The sequence below is a fragment of the Streptomyces sp. NPDC003036 genome (assembly GCF_040611175.1).
Lineage (GTDB): Bacteria > Actinomycetota > Actinomycetes > Streptomycetales > Streptomycetaceae > Streptomyces.
Map to the genome: position 1 here is coordinate 48,981 of NZ_JBEXNO010000031.1, position 14,140 is coordinate 63,120.

A 14,140-nucleotide genomic window follows, 5' to 3' on the forward strand; every position below is an offset into this window, starting at 1 on the left:
ATGTCCGTCCACGACGAAGCAGCCTTCGGAAACGCCATAGCCGCCGCCTTGCTGGAACGCGGTTGGAGTGAAGGAGACAGGCAGTACTACCAGCCCCACCTCGGCCTGGACACCGCCCAGCTCTTCGAGTTCATCGGCAAGACCCAGGCCGACTCCTGGGAGGAACTGATCACCTTCTACGGCGGGGATCGCAACACCGCTCAGGCCGGGTTCGCCAAGCGTGTGGACCAAGCGATCGCGACCGAGGGCGTACTGGACGTACTCCGCAAGGGCGTGAAGGACCTCGGTGTCCTGATCAGACTCGCGTACTTCAAGCCGTCGCTCGTCGCGTCGGACACGGTCCTGGACGACTACCGGGCGAACCGGCTGACTTTCGTCCGGGAGTTGCAGTACGCGACGAAGCAGGCCGACAAAGGTAACGAGCTGGATTTCACCCTCTTTCTCAACGGGATTCCGCTGGCAACCGCCGAACTGAAGAATGCCCTCACACGGCAGGGGGCAGAACACGCCAAGGAGCAGTACCGCGTCAAACGGGACCCCACCGAGCTGATCTTCGCACGCCGAGTGATCGCGAATTTCGCCGTGGACACGGACGTGGTCTACGTCGCGCCCGAGCTGCGCGGCAAGGCAACGCGGTTCCTGCCGTTCAACACCGGATCCGAAGGCCCTGGAAAGCCGGGCGGGGCAGGGAATCCGCCGCCCACCGTCCCCGGGACGTACGCGACGTCCTACCTCTGGGAGCAGATCTGGGAGCGGGACACCTGGCTCGACCTGATCGAGCGGTTCGTGCACCTCAGCAAGGAGAAGGGCCCGGACGGTCGGACCCGGAAGAAGCTGATCTTCCCGCGCTACCACCAGTGGGACATCGTCAAGAAGCTCACCGCCCACGCGGCCCGCCACGGCGCCGGCCACAACTACCTGGGCATGGCCTCCGCCGGCTCCGGCAAGTCGAACACCATCGGGTGGCTGGCGCACCGCCTGTCGTCGCTGCACACGCCCACCGACGCGGCTGAGATCGACCCCGAGGCCCTGGCTTCCGGGCTCAAGCCCGGCGTGCCCGTCTTCGACAAGGTCGTGATCATCACCGACCGCCGCAATCTCGACGCCCAGCTCCGTGAGACCGTCGGCAGCTTCGAGAAGACCGCCGGCCTGGTAGTGAAGATCGACGAGAAGCACGGCGCCAAGTCCGACCAGCTCGCCAAGGCGCTGTCCCGCGAGACCGGGAAGATCATCACGGTCACGCTGCACACCTTCCCGGCCCTCATCGACTACCTTCGGCGCAACCCCACCGAGATCCAGGGCCACAACTTCGCCATCATCGTGGACGAGGCGCACTCCTCGCAGTCCGGCGACGCTGCCACGGCCGTACGCGCGGCGCTGCGTGACCTGGGCCTTGACTCCGACTCCGACGAGGCCGGGGCGACCAAGCTGGAGGCGGGGGCCACGACCGACGCCAAGCTCGTCCGTAAGGCCACCCAACGCAGCAAGGCCTCGAACCTCTCCTACTTCGCCTTCACGGCCACGCCCAAGGCCAAGACGCTCGAACTCTTCGGCACCCTGGAGAGCGTCGACGGCAAGCCGACGTACGTCCCCTTCCACACGTACTCGATGCGCCAGGCCATCGAGGAGGGCTTCATCCTCGATCCCCTGCGCAACTACGTCACGTACAACACGTACTGGAAGCTGGTGAACAACAACCCGGACGAGCGCGAGGTGGACCCGGCCAAGGCGAATCCGCTGCTCGCCCGGTACGCCCTCACGCACGACTCCACCGTGGCGCAGCAGGCGCAGGTGATCGTCGAGCACTTCCGCACCCACACCGCCGGCCGACTCGGCGGGCGCGCCAAGGCCATGGTGGTCACTGCCTCCCGGCACAGCGCCGTGCAGATGGCCCGCGCGATCAGGCAGTACGTGGACGACCGCGCGTACGCCGATCCCGGCGTCCTGGTCGCCTTCTCCGGCACCCTCACCTACGACGGTGAGGAGACGACCGAGTCGAAGGAGAACGGTGGCCTGGCCGAGCCCGCGCTGCCGAAGGCGTTCGCGTACACCCGCAAGGACGACAAGGCCGTGCGCACCGGCGGGACCGCCACCCAGCGCGAGTACCGCATCCTGGTCGTCGCCGAGAAGTACCAGACCGGCTTCGACCAGCCGCTCCTCACCACGATGTACGTGAACAAGAAGCTCGCGGGCATCAGCGCCGTCCAGACCCTCTCACGCCTGAACCGCACCGCCGACCGCAAGTCGCAGGCCGACCTCGCCGTACTGGACTTCGTCAACGACGCCGAGGACATCAAGGCCTCCTTCCGCCCGTACTTCGAGGAAGCGAACACCCTTCCCTCCGACCCCAACCTCCTCTACACCGCGCAGAGCAAGGTCATGCAGGCCGACATCCTCGTCGAGGAGGAGATGCGGGAGTTCGCCGCCGCCTACCTGGAGGCCGAGGAGCAGGCGGCCGGCTCGGTGGCCCGCTGGGAGAAGCTGCACGCGGAGCTGTACCGGCACCTCGGGCCCGCTGTCGGACGGTTCACCGAGCTGCTGGACGGCAAGGACGAGGCGGGCGACCCGGACGAGGACGCCCGCGAGGCCGCCGAGCAGTTCCGCGCGGATCTCAACGACTACGTGCGGAAGTACGGCTTCCTCTCCCAGATCGTGCCCTACCGCGACGCCGACCTCGAGTGCCTCTACCTCTACGGCCGCCACCTGCTCAACCGTCTGCCGCGACGCGGAGACGGCGGTGTGGACATAGGGGACGTCGACCTCAGTCACCTGCGCATTCAGAAGACCGGTGAGCACGACCTCGCGCTGACCGCCGAGGGAGCGGCGGAGCTGCGCGGCTTCGGCGAGGGCTCCGGCGGCGCCAAGGAGCAGGAGAAGTCGCTGCTGTCGGAGCTGATCGAGAAGTTCAACGACAAGTTCGGCACGGACTTCACCGAGCAGGACGTGATCACACCGTTCTCGGAGGCGAAGGCGGACCCGAAGGTCCGCGCGGCCGCGGTCAACGACGAGGCGAACTTCGGGCTCGTCTTCGACGAGGTTTTCGAGGACAAGATGGCCGAGCACATCGACACCATCGCTGACATGGGACGCCAGTACTTCAGCCACGACGACAGTTTCAAGCAGTCGCTCAACCAGAGTGCCCGACGGGCGGCGTGGCGGATGATCCGCCGGGAGGAGAACATCGACGACGAGGCGGCCTGACACGCCCGGACTTCCGTCTTCCCCCGCCGACCGCTCCGCCGGGTCAACCTTCCCGGCGGAGCGAGAGCCCTACGAACACGGACGTTCCACGCGTGGGCGGGGGCGGACGGTGCAGGCGGCGGCCAGGCGGTCAACGAGGACCAGACCTCGACCGCTCTGGGAGTCCGCGTCCGGGCGGGACAGTGCCGGTTTGCCGGTACGCGGGGCGGGCACGGCCAGCCAGTAGTGTCCGTGGGCGGGCCACAGGACGAGTTCCATGAGGCTGCTCTGCGGATCATCTCCGTCGGCTGCGACGGTCTTCCCGGAGCGGGACACGCCTTCCTGCATGCCGAGGGCCCCCGTACCGCAGCTCGACACGGTGCGGTTGAATTCCACGTACGGCCCCGAGTTTCACCTTGCCGACGCGCAGCTCGCCAAGCCCCGTGCACACCTGCACTGGATGGATACGCATTCCCTGAGCCCCCTGTCATCACGTAGGAAGGGCTCTTCTGCGCGAAAGGCAAGAGTGCTTCCACCTCGGCACAAGGCCGACAGCAACGGCTACATAGCCGTTGCCGGCCAGGAGGACCACTACCTCACCGCCTCCCTCGAAGCCTGCGCACTCTCATCACGGACATCAAGGCCGGCCACCCTGCTGTAGCATCCGCCACGCGCCCCACCGCCGCTCGGTACCGTATACAGGGTGACTGACGAGGCATCAGGACGACGGGGGCGCGCGCGTGGCGCAGGCAGAAGCGAGAATCGGCGAGCAGGGCCGCTACGAGCTGATCGAAGAGATCGATTCCGGCGGCATGGGCACGGTCTGGCGCGGCTACGACGCCGTCCTCGACCGGGAGATCGCGGTCAAGCTCATTCGGCCCGACATCGTCGTGTCACCCGCGCAGGCGCTGGAGTTCGCCCGCCGCTTCGAGCGTGAGGCGCGCGTCACCGCGCGGATCGGGCACCACGGAGTGCCGCAGGTGTTCGATGCGGTGTTGGACCAGGCGTCGTACGACCGGCTGTTCCTGGTGATGGAGTACGTGCGCGGAATCTCCCTGCGCAGGGTGCTCACGGACGCGGAGGAGGGAGCGGCGGTGGGGCTCCCGGTAAGCTGGGCCGCGTCGATCGCCGCGCAGATCTGCACGGTCCTTTCGTACGCCCACGCCATCCCGGTCGTGCATCGCGACCTGAAGCCGGATAACGTCCTGATCGCCTCGGACGGCACGGTCAAGGTGCTGGACTTCGGCATCGCGAAGATGTTGCGCTCGGACGTCACCCGGCTCACGGCAACCGGCAACCGCATCGGCACCACCCGCTACATGTCGCCCGAGCAGATCGACAATGCGCAGATCACGCCGCTAAGCGACCTCTACGCGCTCGGCTGTGTGCTGCACGAACTCCTAACCGGGCAGCCGGTCTTCAGCGGCGACAACGACTACCAGCTCATGCACCAGCACATGGACGTGTCGCCGAAGCCCCTGCGCACCCTGCGGCCCGAGGTTCCGGAAGACCTGGAGGCGCTGGTCCTGGACCTACTCGCCAAGGCGCCCGAGCAGCGTCCGACCGACGCGTACGCGGTGTACGAACGCCTGTCGCGGCACCTCCCGCAGGCAGGCTCGGCGCCCGTCCCTGTGCCTTTCGCCGACGGCGGCTCCCCGTCCGTGGTTCCAGACCCGACGGTGGTCTACCGGCAGCCGAACGCACCGCTGCGGCGGTCCACGGCGTCCGCGCCGTCACCCGAGCCGACGGCTCCCGTACCAGTCCCCCCACGCGCCGACACCGTGCTGCGGGACGCGATCCGGGATGCCTACGCCCGGTCCGCGGACCTCGCCGAGAAGGGCCGGTTCTCGCAGGCCGCGGACGTCCTCAAGGCGGTGATCACCACGGCGGCCAGTGCCCTCGGCGCACACAATCCCCGTGTGCTGGGTCTGCGGCGGCAGCGCGCGGCAGTCCTCATGGCTGGCGGGGATTTCCAGCGTGCCCTACCCGAGTTCGACGATCTGGCCGCCGTCTACTCCCGTACGGCGGGCCCGGCCGGCGAAAGCACGTTGGAGTGCCGTCGGCACGCCGCCCACTGCCGGGCCAACCTCGGCAAGGTCACAGACGCCCTAAGGGAGTTTCAGGACGTTCTAGAGATCGTTTCCGAGGTGGATGGAGACGCCTCCGAGACCGCTCTTGACCTGCGCCGCAGCATCGGCCTCCTCCTCTTCTCCGAGGGCCGCCGCACCGAGGCGGAGGGCGTCCTCGACGCCCTCCACGAGGACATGTGCGTCCTTCTCGGCGAAGACGACGAGGAGACCCGCGAAATCGCTGGCCTCCTCGCCCGACTGCGCGGCCCGGGGGACTCGGGTCCCTACTGACGTCCCGCCGGTACCGTCATGCGCCTTCCTCTTCGTCTTCGTTGTGGATGCGCTGTGCCAGGTCCCACAGGCTGCGGCCATCCGTGACAAACCAGCGAGCCGTCCCCTGGTTGGAAACCGGCCGTTCGTCCCATTCGGCGTCTGCCCACATCTTCGACACCAATCCGGACGGCGAGTACTGCTGCTTGTCGTACGCCCACAGGATCGGCTTCGTCCGGTGATTGACCCAGGTGGCCTGGCGTCGCATCTCGTCTTCGGCCAGCCACCTCTCCATGGCATCACGCTCGGGCTCGTTGAGACCCACGTACTTGAGCGGGGATCCGTCCTTGATGACACGGCGGTCGACCAGGAGCGGCACGGTGTTCGGGCGACGCGGCTTGCGTTCTTTCGCGGGAGCTGCCGGAACGGCGACGCCGTCGGCCAGGTCGCCGAGGATCTGCTTCGCGAGCTCCCGGCATGTCGCTGCCGTCTGGAAGGCGGTCCTGATCTGGGGACGCGGCCCGTAACCGGTGAGCAGCTGGTGCGTCAGCCGGCGCACCAGCTCGGGCACGAGAGCGGGGATCTTCTCCAGGACCTCGCTGTCCCAGTCGAAGTCGGGGTCGTCGATGCTCGTGGCACCCAGATGCTGAAAGATTAGATGAGTGACGAGAAAGCCACCGTGCTCCACGATCGCAGCCTCGCGGGTGTTCTGCCCGCCGCCCAGTTCGTAGACCGCGCTCCGCGCCGCCCGCAGCGTGAGCACGGAGCGCCAGACCTTCTGCGGAGAAGGTTCGCGTTTGAACAGCAGGGTGTGGCTGCCCTGGGGGCCCTGCTCCCAGAGGTTCTCCGTGGAACTGGCGGCCCGGGCGGCCTGTTCGGCGTCCGGGTAGAGGCAGGCGAGGGCGAGGGCGAGCTCGTCCAGCGAACAGCCCGTCTCAGGCGCGGCGACCGGCTCACCGCGCTTGATCACGTACTGCTTGCGCAGTTCGGCGCGCAGGTTGGCCTTGATCGCCTGGTGCACGGGTTCCAAGGCGATGTGGTCACGCTGCTCGATGGCGTTCTGCCGGTTCGCCGCCTGCGAGACCTGTACGCCGAACTCCCGGTCCTGATGTGTGTTGATGACCTTGATGCTCAGCATGGCGTTGGCTGCTGCCTCGCCGTCGTCGTGCATGGCCCTGGCGACCGCCCGTACAGTCTGAGCGCCGTTGACGATGCTCGCACCCGTCACGGTGAGAGTGGTCGGCCTGCTCTGCGGTGACTTGGCACTGTCGTGCCTGGCCGTGAGCGAGTCGCAGATCATGGTGATGCCGTTGTTCAGGTGCCAGAACTTGGTGGGATCGGACGTGAGGGTCTGACCGATCTCCGCGTTGGTGACGGTGGTCCCGAGCGGGGCCCGCAGATTCTGCTCGAACAACCCGGTGCCGTGCGTCTCGTACCACTCGGCGACGCTCTCGGCGGAGACCGTGCCCTGGTAGGCCTCAAGCGGCCCCTTCTGCTGGTACCAGTCGTCAAGGCGGACATCCAGGCGAATCGGTTCCGGTCGGAGGTCCGCGTGGATTTGGTCATGGAAGTCGGCGGCGTACAACACCTCGACCCTCAGGCGGGCACCGTGCCGGTTGAACTCGCTGAGAGCGTTGTCGAGGACCTCGCGTGCTGGCGGGGAGGGCGCCACGGTGCCCATCAGCGCGATGACCAGAGTGGCCTTCTTGTTGACGATGAAGGGCCTGGCCTCCAGGGCGAGGTCGGCGGCACGCTGGTTGAACTGGTCGTACAGCTCGTTCTCGATCCGGTTCAGGCCGTCTACCATCGCCTTTGCGGCATCCACGTCGAAGGTCGCCGTACCCTTGTCGCTCCACTTCGCCTGGACGAGTAGGGCCTGCCCGCTCTCCGGCAGGGGGGCGATGGCGTCCAATCCCTGGTCCGCGATTCCGTCCGTGACGAACCGGGCCGCCTCGGCCGCACTGCACTGGGCCACGCGTCGTACCGCGAGGGCCGCCAGGGCGCGGGAGAGGAAGCGCTGCTCGTAGTTGCCTCCTCGGAAGTGGGCGATGTCGCTGTCGTCGATCACCCCGTCGAATGTCTCGTGCAACTGCTCGCGTACCTGAATGACCTGGCGAGGTGTGTCCGCGCCCGAGGTGGCCATGAATGGTTGCCTTCCCACTGGTGGTGTCCTGGTGATGGCCTGGGCCCGCGTGCCCTATGCCTTGATCCCTGAGCCGTTGCCACGCTGCCGGTGGCTGAAGTCCACGACGACCAAGGCGACACCCGCCGTGTCGATCGTGGCCTCCACCCAGTCCAGGGCCGTCTCGAAGGGCACGCCGCGCGCGCCGAACCAGCCGTCGCGCACCAGCCGCGCGAAGTCGGTTGGAACCAGGTGACGGGTGAGCGCGGCCGTCGAAGGGCCCTGAAGACCGTTCCTCGCCTCGGCTGAGATCGCTGCGGCGATCTGTCCGTAGGGGTAGATCGCGCCGGAGCTCGTCCGGTACAGAGCGGCAGTGAAGGGCTCCGGTTCATGCACGCGGAGAAAGAGGGGATCGTCCAGCAAGCCGTAATCGTCGGCGCTCCACCGAATACCTCTCGACAGGTGGTGAACACGGCGGTGGAACACGTCCAGACAGTCACGAGTTTCGAGCGAGAAGAGCCCGTCCCGACCGGGGCGGACATAGCGCAGCACAACCAGCGTCCCGGTGTCGACGTGGTAGTAGTACGCGTCGAGGGATCCGCGCCCGCCGTCGATCACCCACTGACCGGTTATCGACGTTGCCTCGAAGTCATGGCTTCCTCTACCTCGGCGACTCGCGAACGCTCGGACGGCAGTCTGCCCGGTGTCGCTGAACTTCTGTGCTACCCGCCCGCGGACATCGTCCAGCATCGGCTGAATCGCGGTCCCGGTGAGCCCGCTGACGAAGGCCGCCCGGGCGGCCGGCCTGTCCCAGAGACACACTTCGGAGAAGTCACTCGGGGGCAACCCGGCTATCTTGGCGAACAGCAGAAGAGCATCACGCTCGTCACGCCAGCGAAGCTCCTCCTCGCTCCAGCCTTGGGCTTCGTCGAGCAGAGGCATCAGTCTCTGGACTTCGGCCTCGACCTCAGGTGAGATCCGCAGAAGACTGGTGAACATGGCGTCCGCGCCGACCGTAACGGGACCACTTTCCGGTAACGACGCGGAGAGTGCGGCATCCCGCTCGCCGTCGGCGCCCCAGAGCCCTGATACAGGCACTAGGCTCCGAAACCTTCGTGCATGTGTTACGACGACCTTGCGGTCCCGATCGGTCTCGTGAGCGGGGCGCACTACGCCCAGACCCCAGATGCGCTCCTGCTGCTCCCGGTCGCGTCCATCGCTGCGCTCGTCGGGAGCAGCGAGCAGGATCGCGAGGCGCGACTTGGCCTCGGGCCAGTCACGGCAAGGTTGGGAGTAGGACCTTTCCTTAGTGGGGTCGGCATCGAGCAGACGAAGCAAGTCATTGTCGGGGTGCAGAATCGCCAGCCGCGGCGATCGCCCCGAAGACGGAGAATCTACCCGCCTTGGTTGTCCGAATGCCATCCACTCCCCCGAACCACCTGCCACCACACCGAGCCAGGCTCAGGGGGATGGTAGCGCGCTAGCTCCAACCTCGGCTCGCGCTCCCCAGTTCTCGCCTCTTTGGCCAGCTTCGTTACATCTTCGCCCCGTTCCTCAAGGACCAAGCCGACGGACTCCTCGACTGCCTGGCGCCCGGTAGACGCTGCGCGCAGGTCGCTGTCACCCGCGCCAAACGGCCAACCGGAATCTTCCACTTCGGCGACTGGGACGCAGCCGCTGCTGCCGATGAACGGAGTACAAAGGCAGACGGCGGGCGAGACGCATTTGGTGTGCTCAGCCGGCATGCGCTTGAGTGTCCACGTCAAGTGGACAATGAGTGCGAGGGGTTGACGTTGAGTAAGGCAGCACGGGGGATCGCAGCCGGAGTGGTGCTGATGGCCGTACTGACAGCGTGCGGCAGTTCGGACGACGGCCTGGATGCCTTTCGCGGGGACGGCGACAAGCCCCCGGTCACGCTGACGCCGGACATGGTCCGCACCGCCCTCCCCAGCAGGGCGAGCGCGCCCCAGGGCTTCGAGGGCGACGACATCGAGGTCGCGGTCGGCGACGAGGCCGTCGAGGCGTGCGACGGATCGACCGAGTCCAACTGCGGCGGGCTGCTCAGCATGGGCAGCACCGACTTCGACACGGATGACAGCGGTCAGGGCGACAGCTCCAAGTACGACGGTGAGGTCGTCTTCGGCATCCTGGCCTTCCAGAGCCCGGACGACGCCAGGGCCACGTACAAGGCCATGGTCAGCGAGGAGCGCAGGAAGGCCGAGAAGGACGGCAAGGTGAAGCCGGTCGAGATCAACGCGGGCGCCGAGGAGACCGACGCCTTCGAGGACGCCGACGGCGAGACCATGGTCACGATGCGGATCGGCAGCGTCGTCGCCGTGGTGAACGGCCAGGGCACCTTCGTGGTGAAGCCGAACTACAACGACTTCGCGAAGCTCCAGATCGACCGCCTGAAGATGACCGCCCAGGGCATGAACCCCGACGCGTAACCCGCCCGGCCTCCGAAGCCCCGGCCCCGCGCCGCCGCCGGGTCGGGCCGGCCTTCACGAAGACGTGGCGGGTCCTGGTGTCGGTGTGTGCGTCGGCGTGCGGTCCGTGGACGTGAGCGTCGCCGCCGTCACCAGCAGGCCCTCCCGGCAGAGCCAGGTGCCCCTGAGCGTGGGGAACGGGGACGGGACCAGGACGCGGGCCGTGAAGGTCGAGGTGGTCGGGTTCAGGGTGAGGGTGGCCTCGTGGAAGTCGAGCCAGCGGTGGGTCAGGGGGTACCAGACCTTGTAGACCGTCTCCTTGGCGCTGAACAGGAGGCGGTCCCAGTGGATGCCGGGGTGGCGTGCGGCCAGGGACGACAGGTGGCGGCGTTCCTCGGGGAGGGTGACCAGGTCGAGGACGCCGCCGTCGGGGAGCGGGAGGTTCGGTTCCGCGTCGATGCCCAGGGAGGTGAGGGTGTCCGCGCGGGTCACCGCGGCGGCGCGGTAGCCCGCGCAGTGGGTCATCGAGCCGATGAAGCCCGTCGGCCACCGGGGGGCGCCCTTGGGGTCGCGGAGGAGCGGGGCCGGCGGGGCGCCCAGTTTGGCGAGGGCCTCGCGGGCGCAGCGGCGGGTGGTGGCGAACTCGCGGCGGCGCGTCTCGACGGCGTTCGCCACCAGGGCCGCCTCTTCCGGGAAGAGGGCGTCCACTGTGTCGTCCGTGAAGGATTCGACCGCCGTGACCGACGGTGGCAGGAGGTCCTCGATCATTCCGGGGCTCCCAGGATCCGTACGGGTTTGTACTCCGCGGCGTCGGCGCGGCGCTTCCATTCGCGGGGGTAGCCGAGCGACACCTCGTGGTGCGGCACGCCGTCCTGGTGGATCAGGCGCGGGATGTGGAGGTGGCCGTAGACGACCGCGGCCGCGCGGAAGCGGACCGGCCAGTCCTCGGTGGCCTCGGTGCCGCACCACAGCGCGAACTCGGGGTAGCGCAGGATGCGGGTGGGTTCGCGTACGAGGGGGAAGTGGTTGACCAGGACCGTCGGCAGGTCCGGCGGGATCTGCGCGAGCCGGGCCGCCGTGGCGGCGACGCGGGCCCGGCACCAGGCCTCCCGGCTCGGGTACGGGTCGGGGTGGAGGTAGTACTCGTCGGTGCCGACGATCCCGGCCTGCTCGGCGATCCGCAGGGCCTCCGCCTGGGTGCGGGCGCCCGCGGGGCGGAAGGTGTAGTCGTACAGCAGGAACAGCGGCGCGATCACCGCCGGGCCGCCCTCGCCCTCCCAGACCGGGTACGGGTCCTCGGGGGTGGTGATGCCGAGGCTCCGGCACCGTTCGACGAGGTGGAGGTAGCGCTCCTCGCCGCGCAGCTGTACGGGGTCGGACGGGGTCGTCCACAGTTCGTGGTTGCCGGGGGCCCAGACCACGTGGGCGAACCGGTCGCGGAGCACGCCGAGCGCCCAGGCGACGTCCTCGACCGCCTCGCTGACGTCACCGGCCACCAGCAGCCAGTCGTCGTCCGTCTCCGGCCGCAGCTTCTCGACGATGGCGCGGTTCTCGCCGTGCCCTACGTGCAGGTCGCTGACCGCGAGGAGTCGACCGGGCGTCACGCTGCCTCCAGGGGTGTACGGATGATGTCGGCCACCGTCTCGGTGTGGGCGTCGAGGTAGAAGTGGCCGCCCGGCAGCACCCGCAGGTCGCTGTCCGCCGTCGTGTGCTCCCGCCACGCCGCCGCGGCCTCGACCGGGACGAGCGGGTCGCTGTCGCCGACGAGCACGGTCAGCGGGGTGCGCAGCGGCGGGCCGGGCCGCCAGGCGTACGAGCACAGCGCGCGGTAGTCGGCGCGCAGGGGCGGCATCACCAGCTCCATCAGCTCCGGTTCGTCCAGGATCTCCACGGCCGTGCCGCCGAGGAGGCGGATCCTGGCGAGGATCGCCTCGTCGGTGTCGAGCCGGTCCATGGTGTCGCTCTCCGCCGGCGCCGACCGGCCCGACAGGAACAGGTGCCGGGGGCCGGGCAGCCCCCGCCGGTCCAGGGCGCGGGTGAGTTCGTACGCGACGAGCGCTCCCATGCTGTGGCCCAGGAAGGCGTACGGGCGGTCCCCGTCGCCGCACAGCGGGGTCAGCTCGTCGGCCAGGGCGTCGACCAGGCGGCCCAGATCGTCCAGCGGCGGCTCGGTGCGGCGGTCCTGCCGGCCCGGGTACTGGGCCGCCAGCACGTCCAGCTCCGGCGCCAGCCGGCGGCTCAGCGCCAGGTAGGCACCGGCCGCGCCGCCCGCGTGCGGGAAGCAGAACAGGCGTACGCCGCTGTCGGGCGCCGGCGTGAACCGGCGGAACCAGTCACTGGCCATGTCCTTTTCCCCGTTTCGATGGTGACTGGCCATCACATTACCCAGGCCGGTGCGGATCCTCCGGCGAACGGTTGATCGAGTCGGTCTCGTGTGCGAAAGTTCGAGCCGCTGAGGAACCGTCAACGGAACCGCAAACGGACGTCGGGGTCGTCATGCACAAGTCCTTACGTGTCAAGGGCGGCACCGAGTCACAAGCTCCCCGCCCCGGCCGCTTCGCGGGGATGGGGGGATTCTCGGTCATATGGGCCGGGCAGGTCGTGTCGCTGGTCGGCAACTCCGTGCTCCGGTTCGCGTTCGTCATCGAGGCCTGGTCGGCCGGTGAGCGGGCGACCGCCGTCACCCTGCTGTCGCTGTGCGCCCTGCTGCCGCAGGTGGTGCTCAGCCCCGTCGCCGGAGCGCTGATCGACCGCTCCAGCAAGCGGACCGCCCTCCAACTCGCCGACGGCGGCGGGCTCGTGGTCGTCGCGGCCCTGTGCGCCGTGCACTTCGCCGGGGGCGGGCTCCAGGCCTGGCAGGTGTATCCGGCCGTCGCCCTGCTCGGGGTGAGCGCGGCCTTCCAGTTCCCGGCGATGGCCTCCGCCGTGCCCATGCTGGTGCGGGGCGACCAGCTCCAGCGGGCCAACGGCATGCTCGCGAGCGCCAAGAGCACCGCCGAGGTGGGCGGTCCCGCGCTGGGCGGGGTGCTCGTCGCCCTGTCCGGAGTCGGGGTCGTCCTCGTCGTCGACGTGGCCAGTTTCGTGCTGGCGCTCGTCACCATCCGCGTCGTGCGGTTCGCGGGGGACGCCAGGAAGACCGGGGCGGCCACCGGGCGGAAGCGGATCCTCCGGGACGCGGTGGCCGGGCTGCGGCATCTGTTCCGGCAGCCGAGCCTGCGCGATCTGATGCTGACGTTCTGCGTGGTGAACCTGGTGATGGTCTTCGGGTTCGCCGCCGTACAGCCCATGGTGCTCGCCCGCACCGGGAACGACGCCGCCGCGCTCGCCGCCGTCAACACCGCCATCGGCGTCGGCGGTGTCGCGGGCGGGTTGCTCATGGCCACCTGGGGCGGGCCGCGCGACCGGGGGCGCGGCATGATGCTCGGCATCATCGGCATGTGCCTGACCTCGCAGGTGGCGATGGCGCTGGTCGACGGGGTCGTGGGCTGGTGCGCCGCGATCTTCGCGGGGGCGCTGCTCATGCCGCTCATCAACGGGGCCATGCACTCCCTCGTGCAGACCAAGGTGGAGCCCGAGTGGCACGGCCGGGTGTTCGGCGCCGTCATGTTCCTGTCGCAGCTGTCCGTGCCGATCGCCACCGGTGTGTCCGGGCCCCTGGCCGACACCGTCTTCGAGCCGCAGGCGAGCGCCGGCACCGGGCTCTTCGCGGTGCTCGGGCCGGTCCTCGGGGACGGGCCCGGCAGCGGCATGGCGGCGATGCTGCTCATCGCCGGTCTCCTCGGCATCGCCGTGGCCCTGTGGGGGCTCGCGCGGCGCTCCGTGCGCGACATCGACGTACTGCTTCCGGACGCGAAGCCTGACAAGGGGGAGAAGGAATGAGCGACGTACGGACCAATCCGTTCGAGGACGAGGACGGGCTGTATCTCGTACTCGTCAACGACGAAGGGCAGCACTCGCTGTGGCCCGACGGGATCGACGTGCCCGCGGGGTGGACCGTCGCCCTCGGGGCGAGCCCTCGCACGGACGCCCTCGCGTACGTGGAGGAACACTGGACCGACCTGCGGCCGGTGTGA

10 protein-coding genes are annotated in these 14,140 nt (G+C 68.8%); 5 read left to right on the top strand and 5 right to left on the bottom strand.

Annotated elements, in window-relative coordinates:
• Window positions 1-3,201 (top strand): DEAD/DEAH box helicase family protein, encoded by a 3,201-nt coding sequence (locus tag ABZX67_RS22625; RefSeq protein WP_355362914.1) that lies wholly within the window; start codon window positions 1-3, stop codon window positions 3,199-3,201.
• Between the two features lie 719 nt (window positions 3,202-3,920).
• On the top strand, window positions 3,921-5,540 hold the full coding sequence (locus ABZX67_RS22630; protein ID WP_355362916.1) for a protein kinase: 1,620 nt from the start codon (window positions 3,921-3,923) through the stop codon (window positions 5,538-5,540).
• Window positions 5,541-5,556: 16 nt separating this feature from the next.
• Here ABZX67_RS22630 and ABZX67_RS22635 read toward each other — a convergent pair whose 3' ends face one another.
• Window positions 5,557-7,662 (bottom strand): AIPR family protein, encoded by a 2,106-nt coding sequence (locus ABZX67_RS22635; protein ID WP_355362918.1) that lies wholly within the window; start codon window positions 7,660-7,662, stop codon window positions 5,557-5,559.
• A 54-nt stretch (window positions 7,663-7,716) separates the two neighbouring features.
• A complete protein-coding gene (locus ABZX67_RS22640) occupies window positions 7,717-8,640 on the bottom strand; it encodes a hypothetical protein (protein WP_355362920.1) in 924 nt (307 codons plus the stop codon).
• 836 nt (window positions 8,641-9,476) lie between these two features.
• Between ABZX67_RS22640 and ABZX67_RS22645 the strand changes: the two genes are divergently transcribed.
• Window positions 9,477-10,088: a hypothetical protein gene (locus tag ABZX67_RS22645; protein ID WP_355362922.1), complete on the top strand. Its 612-nt coding sequence runs from the start codon at window positions 9,477-9,479 to the stop codon at window positions 10,086-10,088.
• A gap of 54 nt (window positions 10,089-10,142) precedes the next feature.
• Here the strand turns inward: ABZX67_RS22645 and ABZX67_RS22650 are convergent, their stop codons facing one another.
• The 3 genes from ABZX67_RS22650 to ABZX67_RS22660 are packed head-to-tail and all read right to left on the bottom strand — an operon-like array spanning window position 10,143 to window position 12,411.
• On the bottom strand, window positions 10,143-10,835 hold the full coding sequence (locus ABZX67_RS22650) for a 4'-phosphopantetheinyl transferase superfamily protein (RefSeq protein ID WP_355362924.1): 693 nt from the start codon (window positions 10,833-10,835) through the stop codon (window positions 10,143-10,145).
• On the bottom strand, window positions 10,832-11,671 hold the full coding sequence (locus ABZX67_RS22655) for a metallophosphoesterase (RefSeq protein ID WP_355362926.1): 840 nt from the start codon (window positions 11,669-11,671) through the stop codon (window positions 10,832-10,834). Before ABZX67_RS22655 ends, ABZX67_RS22650 begins: the two co-directional genes overlap by 4 nt.
• Window positions 11,668-12,411 (bottom strand): alpha/beta fold hydrolase, encoded by a 744-nt coding sequence (locus tag ABZX67_RS22660; RefSeq protein WP_355362928.1) that lies wholly within the window; start codon window positions 12,409-12,411, stop codon window positions 11,668-11,670. The genes ABZX67_RS22655 and ABZX67_RS22660 overlap by 4 nt, the downstream gene beginning before the upstream one ends.
• 221 nt (window positions 12,412-12,632) lie before the next feature.
• Here ABZX67_RS22660 and ABZX67_RS22665 point away from each other — a divergent pair, with 221 nt between their 5' ends.
• Entirely contained in the window at window positions 12,633-13,946 is a 1,314-nt protein-coding gene (locus ABZX67_RS22665; RefSeq protein WP_355362930.1) for an MFS transporter, read from the top strand.
• Window positions 13,943-14,140, top strand: a complete 198-nt coding sequence (locus ABZX67_RS22670) for an MbtH family protein (RefSeq protein WP_355362932.1) — start codon at window positions 13,943-13,945, stop codon at window positions 14,138-14,140. Before ABZX67_RS22665 ends, ABZX67_RS22670 begins: the two co-directional genes overlap by 4 nt.